Genomic DNA, 23,758 nt, shown 5'->3' on the forward strand with positions numbered 1-23,758 from the left:
GCCTTCCGCAGCCAATTCCCCTCCTGAAGGGGACAAACAGCCCGTTTTTTGGAAGACTGGCGCCGATTGATTCGGTGGTTGTTTCGCTCCGGCGCCGTGGCTAGCGGCCGGGATCGACTGGAGGCTGCATGGTAAGACTGGCTGGCAGGGTGATGCTTCTGTCCGGGTTCCCGAGGGTATTGCTCGCGTTCTTCGCTGGGCTAATCACCGTTCTGGCCCAGCCGCCCTTCGGCATTTTCGCCTTCGCCTTCGTCTCCTTCCCCATCCTCGTCTGGCTGCTCGACGGCGCGAGCGGAAATCCGGATGGCGGCATCGTCAGGCGGCTCTGGCCGGCGGCAGTGATCGGCTGGTGGTTCGGTTTCGGCTACTTCCTCGGCGGTCTCTGGTGGCTCGGCAATGCACTGCTGGTGGAGGCCGACGAATTCGCATGGGCCTTGCCGCTCGCCGTCGTCGGTCTTCCGGCTTTTCTCGCGCTCTTCTATGCGCTTGCGACGCTGGCCGCGCGGATATTCTGGTCCGATGGGGTGGGGCGGATCGCGGCGCTTGCGCTGGCCTTCGGCCTTTGCGAACTGCTCCGCAGCTTCCTCTTCACAGGCTTTCCCTGGAATGCCATCGGTTACGCGGCGATGCCGATGCCGTTGATGATGCAGTCCGCAAGCGTGGTCAACCTTGCGACCATCAACATGCTGGCGGTCTTCGTTTTCGCGGCACCCGCCCTCCTTGCCACGGGCAGGGGGAGCCGGATCGGCCTGTCGGCGGCCCTCGTCCTCCTCGCGGCGCATGTCGGTTTCGGCTTCTATCGGCTTGCGCAGCCGTCCCCGGCTTCGCCCGAGCCGCCGGTGACCGTCCGTCTCGTCCAGCCGGTGATCGACCAGGCAAAGAAGCTCGACGATCGCGAACGGGCGGCCGTCTTTGAGGAACATCTCTCGCTCACCACCGCTGCCCCCGAAAAAGGCGGCAAGCGACCGGACATCGTCGTCTGGCCCGAAACGTCGATCCCCTTCATCCTCACCGACAATCCCGACGCCCTGGCACGGATCGCCGAGGTGCTCGATGACGATCAGATCCTGATCGCCGGCGCCGTGCGCGCGGAGGATGCGGGCGCCGGTCTGCCACCGCGCTACTACAACTCGATCTATGTCATCGACGGACGCGGCCAGATCATCGGTGCTGCCGACAAGGTGCATTTGGTCCCGTTTGGCGAGTATCTACCCTTTGAGGAGTTGCTGTCCTCCTGGGGCCTGAGTTCCGTTGCTGCCTCGATGCCAGGTGGCTTTTCGGCGGCGAAGAGCCGTTCGCTATTGACCCTGCCGAGTGGCAGGACGCTCTATCCGCTGGTCTGCTACGAGGCGATCTTCCCCGACGAAATCGGCGGCGCCGCGCGTGGTGCGGACGCGATTCTCAACATCACCAACGACGCGTGGTTCGGAGACACGCCCGGTCCGCGCCAGCATTTCCATCAGGCCCAACTACGCGCCGTCGAGACCGGAACACCCCTTATTCGCGCTGCCAACAGCGGTATATCAGCAATTGTTGATGCACGTGGGGTTTTAATGGTAGGATTGTCCTACAATTATAGGGGAGTGGTCGACACACTTCTGCCGGGAAAGATGCCTACGCCTTTGGACGACGCTATGCGAAGCCGAATCTTCTGGCTGAGTGCACTGTTCCTTCTTCTGGTTGCAGTGTTTTCGCGTGTTGGTTTTAATATTAGGAAGAATTGACCTAAAACCCCTAAAATTGCATAGTGGTCCGCACCATCGTCCTTGTTGTGGCGGCATTGTCGTATCACCGTGGCGGTCGCCCCGGTGAGCGGCGCTCCCGTGTGAGGCGGTGGATCAAACGAAACAGCGTGTTTGGGAACGCAGATATGATCGAAAACAAAAAGAAGCCGAACCCGATCGACATCCATGTCGGTAGTCGGATTCGTCTTCGCCGCACGATGCTTGGCATGAGCCAGGAGAAGCTCGGCGAAAGTCTGGGGATCACCTTTCAGCAGATTCAGAAGTACGAGAAGGGCACGAACCGCGTCGGCGCGAGCCGCTTGCAGAACATTTCGGGCATTCTGAACGTTCCGGTTTCCTTCTTCTTCGAAGATGCGCCGGGTGACACCTCCGGCCAGCCCGGCATGGCGGAAGCCTCCAGTTCCAACTACGTTGTGGATTTCCTTTCGTCTTCCGAGGGGCTGCAACTCAACCGTGCCTTCGTCAAGATCACGGATCCGAAGGTTCGTCGCCGCCTCGTCGATCTCGTCAAGGCGCTCGCTGCGGAAGCGGAAAGCGAATAGTTCCAACGTTCCCGTCGGGACTTGAAAACAAAGCGGCCTCTTGTGCCGCTTTTTTCATGCGCGCTTTTCCGCCGGCGCACCAAAGTGATTGGCTTCGGTGGTGATATAAAGATATATTTATGTCGTTGTGCGCTTGTTTTTCGGGCGCAAAACCACTAACACCATGCCAGCGCTTTTCTTCATTGAGGGGACTTCCCGCATGCGTGCAAACTACCTGTTCACGAGTGAATCCGTAGCCGAAGGTCATCCGGACAAGGTGTGTGACCGTATCTCCGACGAGATCGTGGATCTGGTCTACCGTGAGGCCGCCAAGACCGGTGTCGACCCATGGGGCGTTCGCATCGCTTGCGAAACCTTGGCGACCACCAACCGCGTCGTCATTGCCGGCGAAGTGCGCCTGCCGCCGAGCCTTCTGAAGAAGGACAAGGACGGCAACGACGTCATCAACCCCTCGAAGTTCAAGTCCGCCGCCCGCAAGGCGATCCGCGAGATCGGCTACGAGCAGGACGGCTTCCACTGGAAGACGGCGAAGATCGACGTGCTGCTGCACTTCCAGTCGGCCCATATCGCTCAGGGCGTCGACAGCGCCGCCGACAAGCAGGGCGAAGAAGGTGCTGGCGACCAGGGCATCATGTTCGGCTACGCTTGCCGCGAAACCGCCGAACTCATGCCGGCCCCGATCTACTACTCGCACCGCATCCTCAATCTGCTCGCCGCCGCCCGCAAGAAGGGCGAGGGCGAAGTCGCCAAGCTCGGCCCGGACGCCAAGAGCCAGGTCACCGTACGATACGTCGACGGCAAGCCGGCGGAAGTCACCTCGATCGTCCTGTCGACCCAGCACCTCGACGACACCTGGGATTCCACCAAGGTTCGCTCGGTTGTCGAGCCCTATATTCGCGAAGCGCTTGACGATCTGAAGATCGCTGACGATTGCACCTGGTACATCAACCCGACCGGCAAGTTCGTCATCGGCGGTCCGGACGGCGACGCCGGCCTGACCGGCCGCAAGATCATCGTGGATACCTATGGCGGTGCGGCACCGCACGGTGGCGGCGCCTTCTCGGGCAAGGACACGACCAAGGTCGACCGTTCGGCTGCCTATGCCGCGCGCTACCTGGCAAAGAACGTCGTTGCTGCCGGTCTTTCGGACCGTTGCACGATCCAGCTCTCCTACGCCATCGGCGTTGCCCAGCCGCTGTCGATCTATGTCGACCTGCATGGCACCGGCAAGGTCTCGGAAGACCAGGTCGAACAGGCCATCCGCAAGACGATGGATCTGTCGCCGTCGGGTATCCGTCGTCACCTGGATCTCAACAAGCCGATCTATGCCAAGACGTCTGCTTACGGTCACTTTGGCCGCAAGGCTGGCCGCGACGGTTCCTTCTCCTGGGAGAAGCTCGACCTGGTCAAGCCGCTGAAGGCGGCGATCGATCAGGGCAGTGCCGTCAACGGCCGGGCCGCTGCCTAAGCGAGCGATCAGCGTGGCCGACAAAGCCGCGCATTGAAGATAGCGCAGTGGCCTGCTATCAGGCGCTTGCGAAATTCAGGGCGGGTGCTCCGGCAAGGAGCGCCCGCTTCGTTCATTTTGATTTTGGGTTGGCTTGATCCGGGATCAGCGTGACCAAGGGACAAACGACATGACCGAACCGCGCCGTGCCAGAGCAACCGAGGCCTTCTTCGGCCGCCGCAAGGGCAAGCCGTTGCGCGAGCGGCAGGCGGCGCATCTGGAAACCGTGCTGCCGACGCTGAAGCTCGATCTGTCGAGCGCTGCTCCGGCGGAGCTGAAGACACTGTTTCCTCAGGATGTCGGGCGAATCCGGCTGGAAATCGGCTTCGGCGGCGGCGAACACCTGATCCACCGCGCCGCCGAAACGCCCTCGACCGGCTTCATCGGCGTCGAACCTTTCGTCAATTCCATGGCCAAGCTCGTCGGTCACATCGAGGATCGCGGCGTCAGCAACATTCGCCTCTACGACGACGACGCCACCCAGGTCCTCGATTGGCTGCCGGCCGCATCGGTCGACCAGATCGACCTGCTTTATCCGGATCCGTGGCCGAAGCGTAAACACTGGAAGCGCCGCTTTGTCTCCAAGGTCAATCTCGACCGTTTTGCGCGCGTGCTGAAGCCCGGCGGCGTGTTCTGCTTCGCCTCGGATATCGACACCTATGTCAATTGGACACTGTTGCATTGCCGCGATCATGCGGCCTTCGAATGGACGGCGCAGAAGGCAGCCGACTGGCTGACGCCCTACGAGGGATGGCCGAGCACACGCTACGAGGCCAAGGCGCGCAGGGAAGGCCGGAGCTCCGCCTATCTCACTTTCCGGCGCGTCTAAAGCAATTCCAGGAAAAGTGCGAAGCGGTTTTCCGTCCGGGATTGCGTTGCTCTAAATTCAATTCCAGGAAAAGTGCGACGCGGCTTTCCGTCTGGAATTGCGGACGAGAAGACCAATCCCAGGAACGGGCGCGAAGCGATTTTCCGCCCGGAATTTCAGGCTCGAGGGAGCGGCTGCGTCATCCCGATAGGTCAGCGCCCACCGCCAATGGCGGGCGTAAGATCAGTGCAGTGTGACAGTGCGCAGATCGTCCTCGGCGGCCTTGAAGAAGGTGCTGGAACGGTTGTCGGTCAGGAGGATCGGCGTGCCGTCGGCGCCGAAGAGCGCCCAGAGATCAATACCCGGTCCCATCTCGGGTGCTTCCGGGAAGCAGCGCGACACTTCGTCCGAACGCATTTTCCGGATGTAACCGATTTCGCCTTCGCCCAGATGCGCGAGGTCGTTCTTCGACAGTGACGAGCTGATGGCTTTCAGTCCCATGGTGATACTCCGTGGTCGCCGGCCAGGGGAGAATCCCGCCGGTTATCCTACTCTGGGACTGAAATGTTAATTTTCTTTACCATACGCACCGGCTCAGGACGAACGAGGTCAACCGAGAGCAGGCCGTTGCGCAGCTCGGCGCCAAGAACCTTCATGCCATCGGCCAGAACGAAGGTGCGTTGGAACTGGCGCGCGGCGATGCCGCGGTGCAGGTAATCACGATCGCCATTGTCGATCTGGCGGCCGCGAATGACGAGCTGGTTCTCTTCGGTGGTGACCTCGAGGTCCTCTTCGGAGAAGCCGGCCACCGCAAGCGTGATGCGCAGCCTTTCCGGCTCGTCCGTCGACGCATCGCCGCGAACGCGTTCGATATTGTAAGGCGGATATCCGTCGTTGCCCTTGGCGATACGCTCAAGGGTCTTTTCCATCGTGTCGAAACCCAGCAGCAGCGGGCTCGTAAAGGGCGTAATTCGGCTCATTCCTCAAGTCCTTGCGAGATCAAGCGACCGTTGTTCGGACCTGCCCAGCAGCATCCTCGCGGCAATATGGTAGCTGTGCGCAATGAGTGCAAGCCGCTTGCCTCAGACGTGCACGCAAATCATAGTCCGCTCTCGCAGAATCCAACAGCGAAGCGAGGAGGGCGCATGCGGCCCCGTACACGCTCCGGTGCATTGCAATCGATCGCGCTTTGTGCCGGGTAGGCCCAGCCAAACGTGATCCAGGGAGGACGAGAGAGTGCCCGTGCCGAGAAAGATAATCATAGACACCGATCCCGGGCAGGACGATGCCGCCGCAATCATGCTCGCTTTCGGAAGCCCGGAAGAGATCGACCTGCTCGGCATCACCACGGTAGCCGGCAACGTGCCGTTGGCCCTGACCGCCCGCAACGCCCGCATTCTTTGCGAACTCTGCGACCGGCCGAAGGTTCGGGTCTTTTCCGGCGCCGACAAGCCGATCGCCCGCCCGCTGGTGACCGCCGAGCACGTCCACGGCAAGACCGGCCTCGACGGCCCGACGCTCGACGAGCCGACGATGAAGCTCGAGGAACAGCACGCGGTCGACTTCATCGTCGAAACACTGCGCAACGAGGCAGAGGGCACCGTAACGCTCTGCACCCTCGGCCCGCTCACCAACATTGCGCTCGCGCTTCAGAAGGCGCCCGAGATCGCGCCGCGGGTGAAGGAACTGGTGATGATGGGCGGCGGCTTCTTTGAAGGCGGCAACATCACGCCGGCGGCAGAGTTCAACATCTATGTCGATCCGGAAGCCGCCGATTTCGTCTTCCGCTCGGGCATTCCGATCGTGATGATGCCGCTCGACGTCACCCATCGCGTGCTCACCCACAAGGCGCGGGTGCAGAAGATCCGCGACATCGGCAGCCGCCCGGCGATCGCCATGGCGGAGATGCTCGAATTCTTCGAGCGGTTCGATATCGAGAAATACGGCACCGATGGCGGCCCGCTGCACGACCCGACGGTCATCGCCTATCTGCTGCGCCCCGAGCTTTTCACCGGCCGCGATTGCAACGTCGAGATCGAAACCAAGTCGCCGCTGACGGCGGGCATGACGGTTGTCGACTGGTGGCAGGTCACTGGCCGGCCGCGCAACGCCAAGGTCATGCGCTTCGTCGACGACCAGGGCTTCTTCGATCTTTTGACCGAGCGGTTGGCGCGCATCTGATCCCGCGCCAGATCGCCACGCATCAAACAAAAACGGCGCCCCGAGGGCGCCGTTTCTTTTTCTCGATCTGTTGATCAGAACTCTTCCCAATTGTCCTGGGCAAGCGCGTTGGCGCCTGAGGTCTGGGTGAGTACCCGCTGCGTCGAGGCGGAGTAGCTGCTGCGTGCCGGGGTTGCCGCCGGAGCCGGTCGCGCCTCGCGGACAGGAGCCGGTGCCGGACGTTCGGCCGCACGCATGCGTTCGGCTGTGCCACGCAGCATCTCGGACGAGGAGGGCTGCGACGAACCGGAGGCTTGGGCGACGCGGAAGCGGGCAACCAGCGCGTTCAGCGTCCGGGCCTCTTCGTTGAGCGCCATGCCGGCGGCCGTCGTCTCTTCGACCATGGCGGCGTTCTGCTGGGTCACCTGGTCCATCTGGTTGACGGCCGAGTTGATCTCCTTCAGGCCGACGGCCTGCTCGGAGGCCGAGCTCGAGATCTGGCGGATGAGGCCGTTGATCTGAACGACCTGCTCAGCGATCTTCTCGAGTGCGCCGCCGGCCTTGCCGACGAGATCGACGCCTTCGCGCACCTGTCCGGCCGAGGTGTTGATCAGAGTCTTGATCTCCTTGGCGGCATTGGCGGAGCGCTGGGCGAGCTCGCGCACTTCCTGGGCGACGACGGCAAACCCCTTGCCGGCATCGCCGGCACGGGCGGCTTCGACGCCGGCGTTGAGCGCCAAAAGGTTGGTCTGGAAGGCGATCTCGTCGATGACGCCGATGATGCGGCTGACTTCGTGCGACGACTGCTCGATACCCTTCATCGCGGCAATGGCCTTCTGCACCACTTCGCCCGACTGTCCGGCATCGCTGCTGGCGACTTCCACCGACTTGGCGGCGACCTTGGCGTTTTCGGCGCTGGCGTTGACCTGCGACGTCAATTCGTCGAGGGCCGCCGCGGTTTCTTCCAGGCTTGCCGCCTGCTGTTCGGTGCGGTGCGACAGATCGTTGGCGGCGCTGCTGATTTCGCTGGTGCCGTTGCCGATGTTGACGACCGAATGGTTGACGGTGCGGATCGTCTCTTCGAGGCTTTCCATCGTCGCGTTGAAGTCGCGCTTCAGTTGAGCGTATTCGCCCGGGAAATCGTCCGTGATGCGGAAGGCGAGATCGCCGGACGACAGGTGCGACAGGCCCTTGCCGAGGCGGGCGACGATGTCGCGCTGAAGGGCGCCGGTTTCGGCACGCTCGGTTTCCGAGCGATTGCGCTCGCGTTCGGCCTGTTCGCGCTCGTGGCGGGCTTCGCCTTCCAGTCGCGTGGTGTCAGCAAGCTGATGGCGGAAACCTTCGAGCGCCTTGGCGACTTCGCCGGTTTCGTCGGAGCGGTCCTGGCCGGCAATCGCCTTGGTGTAGTCGCCGTGGCTGAGGTTGGCGACGTCCTTGACCAGCGCCGCGAGAGGCTTCTGCACGAAACCACGGACAGCGAGATAGAGACCGAGCAGCACGGCGCCGAGTACGACGAGGCCGCCGACGATCATCATGTAGGTCTGGTCCTTGACCGGGGCATTGATCGCGGTGCGCGGCACGTCGACGAGCACGACCCAGTTGGTGTTCACGCCCGAGAGGGTGAACGGATAGACGAGACGGTCGAAGGGCTCGTTGCCATCATAGGAAAGGTTGGAGATGATGCCCGGCTTGCCGGAGGCAAGCGCATTCTTGACGACATCGTTGCCTTCGCCGTCATATTCCTTGAGCAGGAGTTCCGGGATCGGCGCCACCAGCCACTTGCCGCTCTGCGACAGGAGGTAGACGCGGCCAGTGTCGAAGGGCTTCAGCTTCGCCAGGCCATCGCCGAGCGAGGCGAGCGAAATGTCGACGCCGGTAACACCCAGAAGCTTGCCGCCGGACATGACCGGATAGGCGATCGAGCTCATTGCGGTCGGAACGTCGGTGTCCTGCGCGGTGTAGGGCTGGGTGATCGCGCCCTTGCCGCTTGTTGCAGCGAGTTTGTACCACTCGGCCGCGTAGTCGGCGCCGAAAGTGGAGTACTGGATTTCGTTGGTGCGGCTCTTCGACCAGTAGGGCGTGAAGATGCCCTTGTCGTTACCGCCCAGTTCCTTGTTGTTGACGACGTCCTCCTGACGGCCGTCGAAGGCCTTGGGCTCCTCCGCGAACCAGCTGCCGAAGGCAAACGGGTTCTGCTCGAGGTTCGCCCTGAGGATATTGATCACCCCGGTGCGCTCCAGCGACTTTTCGGCATGCGCGCGGCCAAGAATGCCGGCCATCGAGCGCGCTGCACTTGCAAGCTCGCCGATGTCGCCGGCGATGTCCGAGGCGATTGCCCGGGCTTCACCGCTTGCCTGTTCGAGGACCAGCGTTTCGACGCGATCCTGGGTCTGGGAGATAAGAACGAAATTCGAAGCGAGCAGGACTAGTGCGATCGTGCCGCCTGTCACCGCGATCAGTTTGGTCGCCAGCGATTTGGCTTGGAACTTGAACATGAAATCCTCACGTGCTGGGAGGTCCGCAGGCTTTCACCTGCGGTGGACGCATTTCGCAATGGGGGTGAACTCCATCATGGAGCGTCAGATGCCGACCGGCATGTCGGAGGCAACCGGGTCATTTTCGACCGGCTCTCTCAGGGTCCTGAATAGACTGGAGATTCTTAAGATAGGGCCAACGCGGACGCTGTTTTACCGATCGCTTTGATAAAATTGCGCGCAAAGTTTTATCTCCGCGACATCGCCTGTCCGGATTGCGCAAACGCTGATTTCAAGGGCTGGAGATGGCCGAGCGCCAGAGCGTGGCAGGAAGAAAGTGCGGGCGCGTTTCGCCCGCACTCGGCTTGGTTTTCGCCGAGCATTCGCATTGTGGGTCCGGTCGATCCGGCCCAGACGCGTTACGAACTAAAGGCGTGATGCCACTTCCGTGGCAAGCGGGATCGAAGGTTGCGCGCCGCGCTTGAGGCAGGCGAGCGAACCGGCAACTGCGGCACGGCGCAACGCATCGGGGAAGGCAATGCCGGCATCCAAGCTGGCCGCGAGATAGCCACAGAAGGTGTCGCCGGCGCCGACCGTATCCACCGGTTCGATCTTCAGGCCCTTGGCACGCTGGATTTCGCCCTCGTGCACCGCGACGACGCCATCGGCGCCAAGCGTGACGATGACAGTCTGTCCGGTCTCCGCATGGAGAGCCTTCATCGCGTCTTCGCGCTCCGCACTGCTGATGCCGCTCTTGCCGGCCAGCAGCTCGAATTCGGTCTCGTTGGCAATGACGATATCGGCCATGCGACCGAGACGTGCCGCATCCGGCGTCAGCGGCGCGATGTTGATGACCGAACGCACGCCCTTCTGTTTGGCTGCGTTCAAGGCCCTCTCGACGGATGCCGCCGGAATTTCGAGTTGCAGCATCAACGTGTCGCCAGGCTTCATGCCGTCGACGGCCTTCACCGCATCGGCCTCGTCGACGGTCGCATTGGCGCTCGCGACCACGACGATGACGTTTTCGCCGTCACCACCGACGAGGATATGCGCGGTGCCGGTCGGCTCATCTACCGTCTTGGTCAGCGACATGTCCGTGCCGGCACCCTTCAAGAGTTCCAGGGCACCTTCGGCGAAGCTGTCGGCCCCGATCGCACCCGCCATCTGCACTGTCGCTCCGGCACGTCGTGCGGCCAGGGCCTGGTTTGCGCCCTTGCCGCCGGCGGCGGTCGAAAAGCCCGTTCCGGCGACGGTCTCGCCCGGCTTCGGAAGGCGTGCGGTCGTGGCGATCAGGTCCATGTTGATGGACCCAAAAACAGTGATCATGTGAAAATTTCCCGTCGGATTGCAGAGTGGGCCGGAGAGTGCCCGAGAGCCTCAGTCCTCGTCAACCACCCGCAGGCGCAATTGCCCCACCCGGTTGTCGACGGCAGCGCGCGGGTCGGTCGTTTCCTGCGTGCCGCCTTCGGCCTCGAGTTCGAGCGCCTCGATCTTTGCGCCGCGCCGGGTAAGCTTGCTCGATGAGATCAGAATGTCCTCGACGTCTTTCTGGCTCATGGCGAAATGGCCCTGGAGCTTGCGCACGCGCTCGTCGAGACGGCCGAGATCCTCCATCAATCTGGCGACTTCGCCCTGGATCAGATGCGCCTGCTCACGCATGCGCGCATCCTTGAGGATCGCCTGAATCACCTGGATCGACAGCAGGAGCAGGGAAGGGGAAACGATGACGATCCGCTGGCGGTGTGCCTTCTGTACGATCGCTTCGAAATGCTCGTGGATTTCGGCGAAGATCGATTCGGACGGCACGAAGAGGAACGCGGTGTCCTGCGTCTCTCCGGAGATCAGATATTTGCTGGCGATATCGCGCACATGCGTTTCCATGTCGCGGCGGAAAAGCTGGGCGATCTGCTGGCGGCGTTCGGCATCCGGTGCGTCACGCATCGCGTTCCAGGCTTCCAGCGGAAACTTGGCGTCGATGACGAGCGGCGGCTGGCCGTTCGGCATGCGGATCGTGCAGTCGGGTCGTGCACCGTTCGACAGCGTCGTCTGGAAGGCGAAGGCGCCCATAGGCAGCCCGTCGGCGATGATCGCTTCCATGCGCGACTGGCCGAAGGCGCCGCGCGTCTGCTTGTTGGAAAGGATTGCCTGCAGCCCGGCCATGTCCTTGGCCAGCGACTGGATGTTGTTCTGGGCGTTGTCGATGACCGCCAGCCGTTCCTGCAGCCGCCTGAGGTTTTCGTGCGTCGCCTTGGTCTGTTCGGTGATCGAGGCGCCGATGCGATGGGTCATGCCGTCGATGCGCTGGCTGAGCGTCTGGTTGAGTTCTGCCTGCCGCGCGCCGAAGACCTCGGCCATGGCGGCGACCCGCCCTTGCATCTCCGTCTGGGCGGCGAGCAGCATTGCCATCTGCTCCTGCCGCTCCTCGTCGCCGTTGTCCCGTCGCCGCGAAAGCGCCATCAAAATTGCAACGACGACCACCAGGCCGACGGCAATCGCGAGATGGCCAAGGGTGATCGGCAAGGTGCCGATGAAAAACAGCGGCTGGGCGAAGGGAAGAGGCGCAGGTTCCATGCGCCAAACCTAACAGATTCTTTGGTTATGTGTAGATCAAAACAAGAACATTTGCGCCGTGCAGTTAACGCCGGCCCGTCCAGGAAAGGCTGCCGAAGGTGGCAAGCCAATTTCCTTGCACGCCGATGGAAAGATCGGCTATGGGAGCAGCATGACGATCAAGCCGCTTATCATCCTTCCCGATCCTGTGCTTCGCCAGGTTTCCACGCCGATCGAAACCGTCGACGCGGACGTCCGCCGTCTGGCCGACGACATGCTCGAAACCATGTACGATGCCCCCGGCATCGGCCTTGCCGCGATCCAGATCGGTGTCGCCAGGCGCATGCTGGTGCTCGACGTTTCGAAAGAGGGCGACGAGAAGACGCCGCTCGTCTTCATCAATCCCGAGATCGTCGCTTCGTCCGAAACCTATTCGGTCTACGAGGAAGGCTGCCTGTCGATCCCGGATTACTACGCCGAGGTCGAGCGCCCCGCGTCGATCACCGTCAAGCATCTCGACCGTGACGGCAAGCAGCAGACGATCGAAGCCGACGGCCTGCTCGCCACCTGCCTGCAGCACGAGATCGATCACCTGAACGGCGTGTTGTTCATCGATCACATCTCCAAGCTCAAGCGCGACATGGTGATCCGCAAGTTCACCAAGGCCGCCAAGACGCGCGGCGCCAAGGCGATCTGAGCTTCGATCGCACAAGCGGTCGCGAACAGATCGCGCGAACGGCTGAATTTGACTCCAGGAAAAGCGTGAAACGGTTTTCCTCCCGGGGTTGCCCTGTTTCAGAGAATGAGATCATTTCGCCGTTTCCCCGCATGAAGTGATCTGAGAGGACGGAGTTACCGCCTTGTCGCTTCGCATCATCTTCATGGGTACGCCGGAATTTTCCGTGCCGACGCTGGCAGCGCTCGCGGAAGCCGGTCACCAGATCGTTGCCGCCTATACGCAGCCGCCACGGCCCGGTGGTCGCCGCGGGCTCGATCTGCAGAAGTCGCCGGTGCACCAGGCAGCTGAACTGCTCGGCATTCCCGTGCTGACGCCGCTAAACTTCAAGGACGAGGCGGATCGCCAGACCTTCAGTGATTTCGACGCCGACGTCGCCGTCGTCGTCGCCTATGGCCTGCTTCTGCCCGAGGCCATCCTCACGGGCACCAAGCTCGGCTGCTACAATGGCCACGCCTCGCTGCTGCCACGCTGGCGCGGTGCCGCACCCATCCAGCGCGCGATCATGGCCGGCGATCATGAGACCGGCATGATGGTGATGAAGATGGAAAAGGGACTCGATACGGGCCCGGTCGCTCTCACCAAGACGGTCCAGATCGGCGAGACGATGACCGGTGGCGAGCTGCACGACCGACTGATGCAGATTGGCGCCAGCCTGATGCGGGAAGCGATGGCGAAGCTCGAGGCCGACGATCTGCCGCTGACGGTCCAGGCCGAGGATGGTGTCGTCTACGCCCAGAAGATCAGCAAGGCGGAAACCCGCATCGACTTCGCCCGTCCTTCACGCGAGGTGCATGATCATATCCGCGGCCTGTCGCCGTTCCCGGGCGCCTGGTTTGAGCTCGAAATCGCCGGCAAGCCGGAGCGCATCAAGGTGCTGAACTCGCAGCCCGCTTCCGGCACGGGTGAGGCCGGAACGGTGCTCGCCGATAGCCTGACGATCGCCTGCGGCGAAGGCGCGGTTCGGCTGACCCGCCTGCAGCGCGCCGGCGGCAAGGCGCTCGGAGCGGCCGACTTCCTGCGCGGAACACCGGTTGCGCCCGGCACGAGGGTCGGCTGATGCCGCGGTTCAAGCTGACCGTCGAGTATGACGGCTCGGACTATGTCGGCTGGCAGCGGCAGGACAATGGCGAGTCCGTGCAAGGGGCGATCGAAAAGGCGATCCTGTCTCTGACCGGCGAGACCGTTTCGATCCGTGGCGCCGGCCGCACCGATTCCGGCGTGCACGCCAGCGGCCAGGTCATGCATGCCGATCTGACCCGTCCGTGGAAGCCCTATACGCTTCGCAATGCGCTGAACGCGCATCTGGGGCTTGCGGGCGAGCGCGTGGCGATCCTCGAGGCCGAGGAAGTGTCCGAGGAATTCGATGCGCGCTTCTCGGCGCTGCGCCGGCATTATCTCTACCGCATCATCTCACGGCCCGCGCCGCTGGCACTTGAAGCCCGGCGCGCCTGGTGGGTGCCGAAGCCGCTCGACCATGAGGCGATGCATGCGGGCGCCCAGCGCCTCGTCGGCCATCACGATTTCACCACCTTCCGCTCCGCCCATTGCCAGGCGACGAGCCCGGTGCGGACCCTCGACCGGCTGGACGTCGCGCTCGTTGGCGGCGTCATCGAAATCCGCGCGACGGCGCAGAGCTTCCTGCACAACCAGATCCGGTCCTTTGCGGGATCGCTGAAGCTGGTGGGCGAGGGCAAATGGTCGCCGGACGATTTGCAGGCAGCGCTTGAGGCGCGCAACCGCAAGGCCTGCGGCCCCGTGGCCCCACCCGATGGGCTCTATTTCCTGCAAGTGGATTACTGATCGCAAGCCGATCCCGAAGCTCTGAAGCGCGATCTCACAGCATACCGTTGTAGCAAAACCGCAGCATACTTTTGCGCGGCGCACTCTAGCTCGGGATCAGGCCGAAGAAGCGCTGCAGCAGGTCGCCGATCATCATCGAGGGCAGCAGGAAGAGCGCCGTCAGCGCCGAGGCCAGCAGCGTCTGGTTGCCCGTCAGCATGCGCAAGAGCCGGAAGAGCACGGCGATGCTGACCACGAGCAGCGTCAGCCAGATCAGGCTCGTCAGGCCTTGGCTTCCGGGAATGGTGAGCCTGATCGCCGCCGGCACCGCCATCGCGTAGGAAAGCGGCACGGAGAGCCAGTTGGTGGTGACGATGATCGGCACCACTGCTCCTGCAAAGCCGAGCGGACGGGACAGAATGGCGATCAGCACCAGCGGCAGCAGCCAGCTGACGAGATCGACGACCAACAGCTTGAAGATGAAGCCTATGCCGATCACCGTCCCATCGGGCATCGCCGACAGATAGTAGAACCGCCAGGACGCCCAGGTAACGGCGATCGCCGGCAGGCACCAGAGCATCGACGTGAACGAGCGCCAGAGGCCGCTCTCGCTGAAATCGAGCCAGCGGAAACCCTCTTCGTTGCCCTGAGCCAAGAGCCAGAGGCCCTTGATATAGGCAAGCACCTCGTCAAGCAGCGGCATGGCCGAACCAGCGCAGGACGAAGGTCTCGTAAATATTGGTCAGGGTTTCGAGGTCGGCGACGGCGACACGTTCGTCGACCATGTGCATGGTCTGGCCGACCAGGCCAAACTCCACCACCGGGCAATAGTCCTTGATGAAGCGCGCGTCCGACGTGCCACCGGTCGTCGACAGCTTCGGCTGCCGGCCGGTGACGGCCTCGACGGCGCCCGAGAGCGAATCGATCAGCGCATTGTTGCGCGTCAGGAACACGTGGCTCGGGCGCTCGCTCCAGACGATTTCGTAGCGGACGGGCGCGCGGTCCGGGCGCAGACTGCCGGCCGCTGCAGCGCGGTCGAGCCGTGCGATGATCTCGGCCATCAGGCTTTCGGCCGTCCACGAGTCGTTGAAGCGGATGTTGAACGCGGCGGTGGCTTTCGCCGGAATGACGTTGACCGCACCATTGCCGACGTCGATCGTCGTCACTTCCAGGTTCGATGCCTGGAAGCTCTCGGTGCCGTTGTCGAACGGCGGATCCATCAGCGCCTGTGTCAATTGCAGGATGCCGCGCACGGGACTGTCGGCGAGATGCGGATAGGCCGCATGCCCTTGCACGCCATGGACCGTGATGCGGCCCGACAGCGAGCCGCGACGGCCGATCTTGATCATGTCGCCGAGCTGGTCTGGATTGGTCGGCTCGCCGACGAGGCAGGCGTCCCAGCGCTCGCCCTTGTCGGCCGCCCATTGCAAGAGTTTGGTGGTGCCGTTGATCGCCGGCCCCTCTTCGTCGCCGGTGATGAGGAAGGAGATCGAGCCCTTCGGCGCGCCATGCTTGTCGATGTGGCGGGCGACCGCCGCGACGAAGCAGGCGATGCCGCCCTTCATGTCGACGGCGCCACGGCCGTACATTTCCCCGCCGGCGATCTCGGCCGAAAACGGCCCATGGCTCCAGGCGGCTTCGTCGCCGACCGGAACGACATCGGTATGACCGGCGAACATCAGATGCGGGCCTTCGGTGCCGAGCCGTGCATAGAGGTTCTCGATGTCGGGCGTGCCGGCGTCCTTTGCCACCACGCGGTCGACCGCAAAGCCGAGCGGCTTCAGCATGGCCTCGAGGGCGGAAAGCGCTCCGCCTTCGGCCGGGGTGACCGAGGGACAACGAATGAGGTTGGCGAGATTGGCGATTGGATCGGTGGGGGTCATCTAACGCTATGCCGTCTGCTTGGCCGCTGGAGCCAATGGAATGGAGGCTGCTGGTTTATCCGATCGTCAGTGAACTGTCACGTGGGATGGGCACCGCTACGCGGCAGGGCGATTTGTCCAGCGGGATGCAATGCGGCGCTGCGCCTGGGCGGAGGCGCAGCGCCGCAGCTTCAACGGGCCGGAGTGATCCGGCCCGCCTGAAGATCGTGAAAGGGAAGGAGAGGCTTACTCTCCCGGCGCGAGATGCGGCGCCTCGATATGGGCTCCGGCGTGCTTCAAGGGCCGCTCGCCGGTGAGCTTGCGGATCAGCACGTAGAAGACCGGGGTCATGAAGATGCCGAACGCCGTGACGCCGATCATGCCGGCAAAGACCGCGACACCCATGGCCGAGCGCATTTCCGCACCCGCGCCGGTGGACATCACCAAGGGCACCACGCCCATGATGAAGGCCATCGAGGTCATCAGGATCGGGCGCAGACGCAGCCGGCTCGCCTCGATCGCGGCTTTCACCGGCGTGCTGCCTGAGAGTTCCAGTTCGCGGGCGAACTCGACGATCAGGATGGCGTTCTTCGCCGATAGGCCGACCAGCACGATCAGACCGATCTGGGTGAAGACGTTGTTGTCGCCTCCCGTCAGCCAGACGCCCACCAGCGCCGCCATGATGCCCATCGGCACGATCAGAATGATCGAGATCGGTAGCGTCAGGCTCTCATACTGTGCGGCAAGCACGAGATAGACGAGCAGCAGCGCCAGCGGGAAGACGAGCAGGCCCGAATTGCCGGCCAGGATCTGCTGGTAGGTGAGATCCGTCCATTCGAAGCCGATGCCGGGCGGCAGCGTTTCGGCGGCGATCTTCTCGATGGCAGCCTGAGCCTGGCCGGACGAGAAGCCCGGTGCCGGGCCGCCATTGATGTCGGCCGACAGGAAGCCATTGTAGCGGATCGCCCGTTCGGCGCCGACCGTCTGCTCGACCTTGAGAAGCGCCGACAGCGGGATCATCTCGCCGGACTGCGAACGCACCTTCAGCTTGCCGATGTCGTCGGCATGGCTGCGGTAGTTGGCGTCCGCCTGGATGCGCACGCTGTAGGTGCGGCCGAAGGCGTTGAAGTCGTTGACGTAGAGCGAGCCCAAATAGATCTGCAGGGTCTCGAAGACGTCGGTGACGGCCACGCCGAGCTGGCGCGCCTTGACGCGGTCGAGGTCGGCATAGAGCTGCGGCACGTTGATCTGGTAGCTCGAATAGAGACCGGCCAGTTCAGGTGTCTGGTAGGCCTTGGCGAGGAATGCCTTGGTTGCCTCGTCGAGCGCCTGGTAGCCGAGGCCGTTCTTGTCCTCGAGCTGCAGCTTGAAGCCGCCGGTCGTGCCGAGGCCCTGGACGGGCGGCGGCGGGAACATGGCGATGAAGGCATCCTGGATCGCGCCGAATTCCTGGTTGAGCTGCATGGCGATCGCGCCGCCGGACAGTTCGGGCGTCTTGCGTTCCTCGAAGGGCTTCAGGGCGACGAAGACAATGCCGGAGTTCGACGAGTTGGTGAAGCCGTTGATCGACAGGCCCGGGAAGGCGATGGCGTTCTCGACGCCCGGATGCTTGAGCGCGATCTCGCTCATGCGCTTGATCACGTCTTCCGAGCGATCGAGCGTGGCTGCATCCGGAAGCTGGGCGAAGCCGATCAGGTACTGCTTGTCCTGCGCCGGCACGAAGCCGCCAGGGATGGCGCGGAACAGCGTGAAGGTCACGCCGAGCAGCACCACATAGACGACCATGATCAGCGACTTGCGGGTCAGGATCCGTCCGACGCCGCGGCCGTAGGCTTCCGAGCTTGCTCCGAAGAAGCGGTTGAAGCCGCGGAAGAACCAGCCGAAGAGCTTGTCCATCGCCCGCGTCAGCCAGTCCTTCGGCGCGTGGTGGTCCTTCAAGAGAAGGGCGGCCAGAGCCGGAGACAGCGTCAGCGAGTTCAGCGCCGAGATTACCGTGGAGATCGCGATCGTCAGCGCAAACTGACGATAGAACTGGCCGGTGAGACCGGTGATGAAGGCAAGCGGGACGAAAACGGCGACGAGCACCAGCGCGATTGCGATAATCGGGCCTGACACTTCCTGCATGGCGCGGTAGGTTGCCTGGACAGGCGACAGGCCCTGTTCGATGTTGCGCTCGACGTTCTCGACTACCACGATCGCGTCGTCGACGACGATGCCGATCGCCAGCACCAGGCCGAAGAGGCTGAGCGCGTTGATCGAGAAGCCGAAGACGTACATCACCGCGAAGGTACCGACGATCGAGACCGGAACGGCGACGAGCGGGATGATCGAGGCGCGCCAGGTCTGCAGGAAGACGATGACGACGATGACGACGAGGGCGATCGCTTCGAGCAGCGTATGGATGACCGATTCGATCGAGGCGCGCACGAACTGGGTCGTGTCATAGACGATTTCGTAGTCGACGCCCTCGGGCATGGTGAGCTTCAGCTCGGCCATGGCCTTGTGCACGTTCTCCGAGATCTGGATCGCGTTCGAACCCGGCGCCTGGAAGATACCCATGCCGACGGCCGGCTTGTTGTCGAGCAGCGAGCGCAGCGAATAGTCGGCAGCGCCCATCTCGACGCGGGCGACGTCGCCAAGGCGGGTGACTTCGCCTTCTGCGCCGGACTTGACGACGATGTTGGCGAAATCCTCAGGCGTTTGCAGGCGGCCCTGCGCGTTCACGGAAAGCTGCAGGTCGAGGCCCGGAACGGAAGGCGAGGCGCCGATGACGCCGGCGGCTGCCTGGACGTTCTGCCCGCGCACGGCGTTGGCGATGTCGCTCGCCGCAAGGCCGCGCTCGGCTGCCTTTTGCGGGTCGATCCAGACGCGCATAGAATAGTCGCCGCCGCCGAATATCTGCACCTGGCCCACGCCCTCGACGCGCGCCAGCCGATCCTTGACGTTCAGCACACCGTAGTTGCGCAGATAGTTGATGTCGTACTGCCCGTTCGGCGAGATCAGGTGCACGACCAGTGTCAGGTCGGGCGAGCTTTTGACGGTGGTTACGCCGAGGCGGCGCACTTCCTCGGGCAGCCGCGGCTCGGCCTGCGAGACGCGGTTCTGTACCAGCTGCTGGGCCTGGTCGGGATCGGTACCGAGTTCGAAGGTGACGGTCAGCGTCATCAGGCCGTCGGCGGTCGCCTGGCTCTGCATGTAGAGCATGCCTTCGACGCCGTTGATCTGTTCTTCGAGCGGCGTTGCCACCGTCTCGGCAATGACGGCCGGGTTGGCGCCCGGATATTGCGCCCGCACCACGATCTGCGGCGGAACGACTTCGGGATATTCGGAGATCGGCAGACCGGTCATGCCGATCAGGCCGGCCACGAAGATCAGGACCGAAAGGACGCCCGCGAAGACCGGGCGGTCGACGAAGAAGCGTGAGAAATTCATGGTATCCCCCTTGGGACGTTTTAGGCAGACCTCGGGCGTTCGCGGCGAAATGTCCGCCGCGCGGCATAGTCTGCTGAGTGATGCCTTGGCTGGCTGCTCGTCGCGCTCAGCGAGGAGCAGCCAGGACCATTACTTGGCGATCGAAGCGGTCGTTTCCTCGACCTGCTGTGGCGCGACGACGACGCCCGGGCGAACCCGCTGCAGGCCGTTGACGACGATGTTCTCGCCGGACTTCAGGCCGCTTTCGACGATGCGCAGACCGTCGGAATTCGGTCCGAGCTTGACCTGGCGATACTCGACCTTGTTGTCGGTACCGACGACGAAGACGAACTTCTTGTCCTGGTCGGAACCGATGGCGCGGTCGCTGACCACAAGCTTCTCCTCGGGGTCCGGCTCGCCGATGCGGATACGGACGAACTGTCCGGGGATCAGCTTGCCTTCGGCGTTTTCAAGCGCTGCACGCACCCGGATCGTACCGGTCGCCGCATCCACCTCGTTGTTGATGAGCTGGATATGGCCTGTGATCGGCGTGCCGTCGTCGGCAGCGGTGCCGACCTGCACCGGGAGGCGCTCGATCGAGCTGCCGCCGGCAGAGGCCGCGAGCTTCGCAAGCGCGGTGGTTACCACCTCTTCGCTGGCGTTGAAGCTTGCATAGATCGGGTCGACCGAGACGAGCGTCGTCAGCACCGGCGAGGCGGAACCGGCGGCGACGAGATTGCCGGCGGTGATGTCGAGCCGGCCGACGCGGCCGGAGATCGGGGCACGCACTTCGGTGTATTGCAGGTCGAGCTCGGCCGTGCGCAGGGCTGCCTTGGCCGAGCGCACCTCTGCCTGGGCTTCGTCATAGGCGCTGGCGCGCTGGTCGACGCCGCTCTGCGGAATGGCGCTGGTGGTCACAAGCTTGCGGCCACGCTCGAGTTCGATCTTGGCGAGTGCGACGCGTGCTTCCGCTGCCTCGACCTGTGCCTTCGCCCGCTCGACGGCGGCCGCATAGGGCTCGGGATCGATCGTCACCAGGAGGTCGCCCTGCTTGACGAGTGCACCTTCGCGGAAGTGCGCCTTGAGGATGGCGCCGCCGACGCGCGGGCGAACTTCCACGCGCTCGATCGCTTCGAGACGGCCGGAGAATTCCTCCCAGGTGGTGATGCGCTTGGACTGCGCCCGCGACACCGAGACCGGCACGGCCGGAGGCGGCGCCGCGGCGGTCTCGGTTGCGGCGTCGGCTTCGAAATGCTGCGGCAGGCCGAGCATGACGGCACCACCGCCGGCGACAGACAAAAGGATACTCAGGCCGGCGCCCCAGAGGGCCCGACGGGTCACTGTCGATGTCATCTTTTCTCTCCTTGCCGGTTGGGAGCCGGCGCTTTGCTTTCGATGTCAGATCGAGGGAATGGGCTGGGTGATCGCCGCCCCCGTCTAGCGCACCGTCATTTCCGCCGGCTTCGCCCCCGTCTTCTGGAAGAAGCGGGAGAAGATGCCGGTAATCTCTTGCCGTTGTGCCGGCCAGCCTTCGCCGGAAGCCGCACTTTGCGGCAACCATCCGGCTCGTCCGGGCAGGACATGGGATTCAACCGTCACACCCGCCTGCCGCAGGCGCTCGGCATAGGCTTCGGCCTCGTCGCGCATCGGGCACTCTTCGCTGGTCACGATCAGCGAAGGCACAAGGCCGGCGAGCCGTGTGCAGTGGGCCGGCGCGGCGTACGGGTGGGTGAATCCGCCGCTTTGACCAAGGTAACGCTGCCACCCATCGGCGATCGATTGCGCCGAGGATTGCGGACAGTATTGCCGGAACGATTCCGTGGCCAGGCAAGGATCGAGCATTGGCGACAGCAGGATCTGGCCCTTGAGATCGGTCAGATACTGGTCACGCGCCATCAGCGCGGCACCGGCGGCGACATTGCCGCCTGCCTCTTCGCCAGCCACGAACAGCGACGATTTCTTGTGCGCGAACTGCGGGCAGCGCGAGCGCATCGACGACAACATGGCATAGGCGACGTCCAGCGCCGCGGGAAACGGATTGAGGCAGGCCGCGGAATACTCCGGAGAGATCACCACCGCTCCGGCTGCCGCGAGTGCCTCGGCGACACGCTCACCGGCGGCGATCGTTCCGCCGACGAAGGAGCCGCCATGCAGGTGCAGCACGACCGGCGGCGGATTGAGCAAAGCTTCGCCGCGGTAGACGCGTGCCGTGCAGCAGCCTTGGCCGGTCTGCATCGTCTCCACTTTGAACAGTTCGCCCATCTCTCTTGCCTTCGGCCCGAGCTCAACCCACATGTGGCGACAACAAGCCACGATAGGAGAATAACATTGTCTTCTGTCTGGAATAGTCTTTTCAAACTGACTACACTATTCGTATTCTCGAACAATCACGGCTCTTGAAAATGGACCAGCTCACGGCCATGCGCGCGTTCCTCCGGGTCGTCGAGACCGGAAATTTCACCCGCGCCTCCGCTTCGCTGAATATGCCCAAGGCAACGCTTACCAATCTCATCCAGGGCTTGGAGGCACATCTGCGCACGAAGCTCCTCAACCGCACCACCCGCCGGGTGCTGGTGACGCCGGACGGCGCACTCTACTACGAACGCGCGGCACGCCTGCTGACCGATCTCGACGAACTCGACGGCAGTCTTTCGAGCGCCCAGACCCTGCCGAAGGGTCGGATCAGGGTGGAAATGGCGAGCGCGATTGCCAACCTGATCGTCATCCCCGCGCTGCCGGAATTTCACAAGCGCTATCCCGACATCCAGATCGATCTCGGTGTTTCGGACAGGACGGTCGACTATGTGGCGGAGAACGTCGATTGCGCCATCCGCATCGGCGCACTCACGGACCAGTCGCTAATCGCGCGGCGCATCACCGAGATGAGCTTCGTCGCCTGCGCCGCCCCTGACTATCTCCAACGCCACGCGGTGCCGCAGCACCCGTCGGATCTTTCGAAGAACTGCTATGTCGTCGGCTATTTCCGGCCACAGACCGGCCAGCAGATGCCGTTCTATTTCAAGCGCGGCAACGAAGAAATCGAGGTAAACGGGCGCTACACCGTGGCGGCCAACGAAGCGACCACCTATCTCGCGGCGGCAAGGGCCGGCCTTGGCGTCATTCAGGCGCCGCGCTTCATGGTGCGCGACGACCTCGTGTCCGGCGCCATGCGGCCTGTTCTGGAGGACTGGGAGGTCGAGTCCATGCCGATCTATCTGGTCTATCCACCGAACCGGCATTTGAGTAGCCGCCTGCGCGTCTTTGCCGATTGGGTGGTCAAAGTCGTCGCCCAGTCGCAGCTCGATGCGGCCTGAGCTTCATTTGCCGCGGTCGGCGTCGTAACGTTCGCGTGCCGCATCCAGCGCACCGAAATGCGTCTCCGCCCAGCGGTCAAGCACCAGCAGGGTTTCGCTGAGAGAACGGCCGACCGGGCTCAGGCTGTATTCCACGTGCGGCGGCACGGTCTTCTTGTCCTCGCGGATCACGAGGCCATTGCGCTCCAGTTCCTTCAAGGTCTGCGTCAGCATCTTTTGCGAGATGTCGCCGAGCCGGCGCATCAGCGCGGCGTTGCGCATCGGTCCGCTTTCAAGCGCCGAGATGATCAGCATTGGCCACTTGCCGGCGACGAGTTCCAGCGCGTGGCGTGACGAACAGGTCGGATCGAAGACGTCGGGAATGGATGTCGCGGGCGCTGACGTGTCGGGATTTTCCATAGTTACCAAAAGGTGCGTAATTGTCTTCTGGTGCCTATGCTATCAGCTTGTGGGCCATGTGAGAATTCCAGTGGAGACGAAACATGGCATGGATCATTCTGATAGTGGCGAGCCTCATCGAGATCGTCATGGGGCTGGCGCTGAAATATGCGGAGGGCTGGACGAAACTGGTGCCGAGCGTGATCGGCATCGCCGCAGCACTCGGCAGCGTTTACCTCCTGACGATCGCGATGCGGGACCTGCCGGCCGGCACCGCCTACGCCGCCTGGACCGGTATCGGCTCGGTCGGCATCACCGTGCTCGGCATCGTGCTCTTCGGCGATCCGGTGTCATGGATGCGCATCACCTGCATTGCGATGATCATCGTCGCCGTCGCCGGCCTTCGCTTCCTGGAAGCCTGAGCCGGCAAGTCACGATCCTCGAAACGAAACAGCGCCGCGATCGGATCGCGGCGCTGTTTCGTTGGCC

General features: G+C 63.3%; 21 protein-coding genes. 10 read left to right on the plus strand and 11 right to left on the minus strand.

The features are described 5' to 3' along the window. Positions 1 to 128 precede the first annotated feature (128 nt). The 4 genes from lnt to trmB all read left to right on the plus strand — a co-directional run bounded on the left by lnt (position 129) and on the right by trmB (position 4,623). The gene (lnt, locus tag I8N66_RS00670; RefSeq protein ID WP_291148469.1) at positions 129 to 1,724 is read left to right on the plus strand and encodes an apolipoprotein N-acyltransferase; all 1,596 of its coding nucleotides are present in this window, start codon (positions 129 to 131) and stop codon (positions 1,722 to 1,724) included. A gap of 146 nt (positions 1,725 to 1,870) precedes the next feature. After that, positions 1,871 to 2,287, plus strand: a complete 417-nt coding sequence (locus I8N66_RS00675; RefSeq protein ID WP_113536612.1) for a helix-turn-helix domain-containing protein — start codon at positions 1,871 to 1,873, stop codon at positions 2,285 to 2,287. 199 nt (positions 2,288 to 2,486) lie between these two features. Beyond that, positions 2,487 to 3,755 (plus strand): methionine adenosyltransferase, encoded by a 1,269-nt coding sequence (gene metK, locus I8N66_RS00680; protein ID WP_113536772.1) that lies wholly within the window; start codon positions 2,487 to 2,489, stop codon positions 3,753 to 3,755. Between the two features lie 169 nt (positions 3,756 to 3,924). Then, positions 3,925 to 4,623 carry a tRNA (guanosine(46)-N7)-methyltransferase TrmB gene (trmB, locus tag I8N66_RS00685; RefSeq protein WP_223726269.1) on the plus strand — a complete coding sequence of 233 codons (699 nt, stop codon included), beginning with the start codon at positions 3,925 to 3,927 and terminating at the stop codon, positions 4,621 to 4,623. A gap of 222 nt (positions 4,624 to 4,845) precedes the next feature. Here the strand turns inward: trmB and I8N66_RS00690 are convergent, their stop codons facing one another. Together I8N66_RS00690 and I8N66_RS00695 are read right to left on the minus strand one after the other, a co-directional pair. Next, on the minus strand, positions 4,846 to 5,103 hold the full coding sequence (locus I8N66_RS00690; RefSeq protein WP_113536610.1) for a DUF1150 family protein: 258 nt from the start codon (positions 5,101 to 5,103) through the stop codon (positions 4,846 to 4,848). 47 nt (positions 5,104 to 5,150) lie between these two features. Continuing rightward, positions 5,151 to 5,582 carry an Hsp20 family protein gene (locus tag I8N66_RS00695; RefSeq protein WP_034797386.1) on the minus strand — a complete coding sequence of 144 codons (432 nt, stop codon included), beginning with the start codon at positions 5,580 to 5,582 and terminating at the stop codon, positions 5,151 to 5,153. Between the two features lie 256 nt (positions 5,583 to 5,838). Between I8N66_RS00695 and I8N66_RS00700 the strand changes: the two genes are divergently transcribed. Then, a complete protein-coding gene (locus I8N66_RS00700) occupies positions 5,839 to 6,783 on the plus strand; it encodes a nucleoside hydrolase (protein WP_291148483.1) in 945 nt (314 codons plus the stop codon). 74 nt (positions 6,784 to 6,857) lie between these two features. On the opposite strand, the gene I8N66_RS00705 is transcribed toward I8N66_RS00700, so the two are convergent. The 3 genes from I8N66_RS00705 to I8N66_RS00715 all read right to left on the minus strand — a co-directional run bounded on the left by I8N66_RS00705 (position 6,858) and on the right by I8N66_RS00715 (position 11,807). Then, positions 6,858 to 9,257, minus strand: coding sequence for a methyl-accepting chemotaxis protein (locus I8N66_RS00705; protein ID WP_291148486.1), 2,400 nt, complete (start codon positions 9,255 to 9,257; stop codon positions 6,858 to 6,860). 405 nt (positions 9,258 to 9,662) lie between these two features. Next, positions 9,663 to 10,562, minus strand: a complete 900-nt coding sequence (locus tag I8N66_RS00710) for a ribokinase (RefSeq protein ID WP_113536605.1) — start codon at positions 10,560 to 10,562, stop codon at positions 9,663 to 9,665. Positions 10,563 to 10,613: 51 nt separating this feature from the next. Further along, complete coding sequence (locus I8N66_RS00715) at positions 10,614 to 11,807, minus strand: DNA recombination protein RmuC (protein WP_291148491.1); 1,194 nt, start codon at positions 11,805 to 11,807, stop codon at positions 10,614 to 10,616. A gap of 151 nt (positions 11,808 to 11,958) precedes the next feature. Here I8N66_RS00715 and def point away from each other — a divergent pair, with 151 nt between their 5' ends. From def to truA, 3 genes are all read left to right on the plus strand, one after another. Continuing rightward, positions 11,959 to 12,483, plus strand: a complete 525-nt coding sequence (gene def, locus I8N66_RS00720) for a peptide deformylase (protein WP_113536771.1) — start codon at positions 11,959 to 11,961, stop codon at positions 12,481 to 12,483. A 163-nt stretch (positions 12,484 to 12,646) separates the two neighbouring features. Further along, a complete protein-coding gene (gene fmt, locus I8N66_RS00725) occupies positions 12,647 to 13,582 on the plus strand; it encodes a methionyl-tRNA formyltransferase (protein ID WP_291148494.1) in 936 nt (311 codons plus the stop codon). After that, positions 13,582 to 14,325 carry a tRNA pseudouridine(38-40) synthase TruA gene (gene truA, locus I8N66_RS00730; RefSeq protein WP_113536602.1) on the plus strand — a complete coding sequence of 248 codons (744 nt, stop codon included), beginning with the start codon at positions 13,582 to 13,584 and terminating at the stop codon, positions 14,323 to 14,325. Before fmt ends, truA begins: the two co-directional genes overlap by 1 nt. A gap of 85 nt (positions 14,326 to 14,410) precedes the next feature. Here the strand turns inward: truA and I8N66_RS00735 are convergent, their stop codons facing one another. The 5 genes from I8N66_RS00735 to I8N66_RS00755 all read right to left on the minus strand — a co-directional run bounded on the left by I8N66_RS00735 (position 14,411) and on the right by I8N66_RS00755 (position 21,839). Continuing rightward, the gene (locus I8N66_RS00735) at positions 14,411 to 15,007 is read right to left on the minus strand and encodes a hypothetical protein (RefSeq protein ID WP_113536601.1); all 597 of its coding nucleotides are present in this window, start codon (positions 15,005 to 15,007) and stop codon (positions 14,411 to 14,413) included. Further along, positions 14,994 to 16,187 (minus strand): succinyl-diaminopimelate desuccinylase, encoded by a 1,194-nt coding sequence (gene dapE, locus I8N66_RS00740; RefSeq protein WP_113536600.1) that lies wholly within the window; start codon positions 16,185 to 16,187, stop codon positions 14,994 to 14,996. Before dapE ends, I8N66_RS00735 begins: the two co-directional genes overlap by 14 nt. Positions 16,188 to 16,412: 225 nt before the next feature. Continuing rightward, positions 16,413 to 19,598, minus strand: a complete 3,186-nt coding sequence (locus I8N66_RS00745) for a multidrug efflux RND transporter permease subunit (RefSeq protein ID WP_113536599.1) — start codon at positions 19,596 to 19,598, stop codon at positions 16,413 to 16,415. 129 nt (positions 19,599 to 19,727) lie between these two features. Continuing rightward, positions 19,728 to 20,930: an efflux RND transporter periplasmic adaptor subunit gene (locus tag I8N66_RS00750; protein ID WP_113536598.1), complete on the minus strand. Its 1,203-nt coding sequence runs from the start codon at positions 20,928 to 20,930 to the stop codon at positions 19,728 to 19,730. A gap of 84 nt (positions 20,931 to 21,014) precedes the next feature. After that, a complete protein-coding gene (locus I8N66_RS00755; RefSeq protein WP_113536597.1) occupies positions 21,015 to 21,839 on the minus strand; it encodes an alpha/beta hydrolase fold domain-containing protein in 825 nt (274 codons plus the stop codon). Between the two features lie 140 nt (positions 21,840 to 21,979). On the opposite strand from I8N66_RS00755, the gene I8N66_RS00760 reads away from it, so the two are divergent. Then, positions 21,980 to 22,891 carry a LysR family transcriptional regulator gene (locus I8N66_RS00760; protein WP_113536596.1) on the plus strand — a complete coding sequence of 304 codons (912 nt, stop codon included), beginning with the start codon at positions 21,980 to 21,982 and terminating at the stop codon, positions 22,889 to 22,891. A gap of 3 nt (positions 22,892 to 22,894) precedes the next feature. Here I8N66_RS00760 and I8N66_RS00765 read toward each other — a convergent pair whose 3' ends face one another. Then, entirely contained in the window at positions 22,895 to 23,290 is a 396-nt protein-coding gene (locus tag I8N66_RS00765; protein WP_113536595.1) for a helix-turn-helix domain-containing protein, read from the minus strand. Between the two features lie 83 nt (positions 23,291 to 23,373). On the opposite strand from I8N66_RS00765, the gene I8N66_RS00770 reads away from it, so the two are divergent. Further along, a complete protein-coding gene (locus I8N66_RS00770; RefSeq protein WP_113536594.1) occupies positions 23,374 to 23,691 on the plus strand; it encodes a multidrug efflux SMR transporter in 318 nt (105 codons plus the stop codon). The last annotated feature ends 67 nt before the right edge of the window (positions 23,692 to 23,758 follow it).

The organism is Ensifer sp. SSB1 (genome assembly GCF_016652895.1).
GTDB lineage: Bacteria > Pseudomonadota > Alphaproteobacteria > Rhizobiales > Rhizobiaceae > Ensifer.

Excerpts from the sequence above, each read along its gene's own strand:
- I8N66_RS00675 (WP_113536612.1), top strand. The coding sequence starts at position 1,871 with ATGATCGAAAACAAAAAGAAGCCGAACCCGATCGACATCCATGTCGGT.
- I8N66_RS00735 (WP_113536601.1), bottom strand. The coding sequence starts at position 15,007 with ATGCCGCTGCTTGACGAGGTGCTTGCCTATATCAAGGGCCTCTGGCTC.
- I8N66_RS00695 (WP_034797386.1), bottom strand. The coding sequence starts at position 5,582 with ATGAGCCGAATTACGCCCTTTACGAGCCCGCTGCTGCTGGGTTTCGAC.
- I8N66_RS00705 (WP_291148486.1), bottom strand. The coding sequence starts at position 9,257 with ATGTTCAAGTTCCAAGCCAAATCGCTGGCGACCAAACTGATCGCGGTG.
- I8N66_RS00715 (WP_291148491.1), bottom strand. The coding sequence starts at position 11,807 with ATGGAACCTGCGCCTCTTCCCTTCGCCCAGCCGCTGTTTTTCATCGGC.
- I8N66_RS00750 (WP_113536598.1), bottom strand. The coding sequence starts at position 20,930 with ATGACATCGACAGTGACCCGTCGGGCCCTCTGGGGCGCCGGCCTGAGT.
- I8N66_RS00755 (WP_113536597.1), bottom strand. The coding sequence starts at position 21,839 with ATGGGCGAACTGTTCAAAGTGGAGACGATGCAGACCGGCCAAGGCTGC.
- I8N66_RS00760 (WP_113536596.1), top strand. The coding sequence starts at position 21,980 with ATGGACCAGCTCACGGCCATGCGCGCGTTCCTCCGGGTCGTCGAGACC.
- metK (WP_113536772.1), top strand. The coding sequence starts at position 2,487 with ATGCGTGCAAACTACCTGTTCACGAGTGAATCCGTAGCCGAAGGTCAT.
- I8N66_RS00770 (WP_113536594.1), top strand. The coding sequence starts at position 23,374 with ATGGCATGGATCATTCTGATAGTGGCGAGCCTCATCGAGATCGTCATG.
- trmB (WP_223726269.1), top strand. The coding sequence starts at position 3,925 with ATGACCGAACCGCGCCGTGCCAGAGCAACCGAGGCCTTCTTCGGCCGC.
- I8N66_RS00690 (WP_113536610.1), bottom strand. The coding sequence starts at position 5,103 with ATGGGACTGAAAGCCATCAGCTCGTCACTGTCGAAGAACGACCTCGCG.
- truA (WP_113536602.1), top strand. The coding sequence starts at position 13,582 with ATGCCGCGGTTCAAGCTGACCGTCGAGTATGACGGCTCGGACTATGTC.
- I8N66_RS00765 (WP_113536595.1), bottom strand. The coding sequence starts at position 23,290 with ATGGAAAATCCCGACACGTCAGCGCCCGCGACATCCATTCCCGACGTC.
- def (WP_113536771.1), top strand. The coding sequence starts at position 11,959 with ATGACGATCAAGCCGCTTATCATCCTTCCCGATCCTGTGCTTCGCCAG.
- I8N66_RS00710 (WP_113536605.1), bottom strand. The coding sequence starts at position 10,562 with ATGATCACTGTTTTTGGGTCCATCAACATGGACCTGATCGCCACGACC.
- I8N66_RS00745 (WP_113536599.1), bottom strand. The coding sequence starts at position 19,598 with ATGAATTTCTCACGCTTCTTCGTCGACCGCCCGGTCTTCGCGGGCGTC.
- dapE (WP_113536600.1), bottom strand. The coding sequence starts at position 16,187 with ATGACCCCCACCGATCCAATCGCCAATCTCGCCAACCTCATTCGTTGT.
- lnt (WP_291148469.1), top strand. The coding sequence starts at position 129 with ATGGTAAGACTGGCTGGCAGGGTGATGCTTCTGTCCGGGTTCCCGAGG.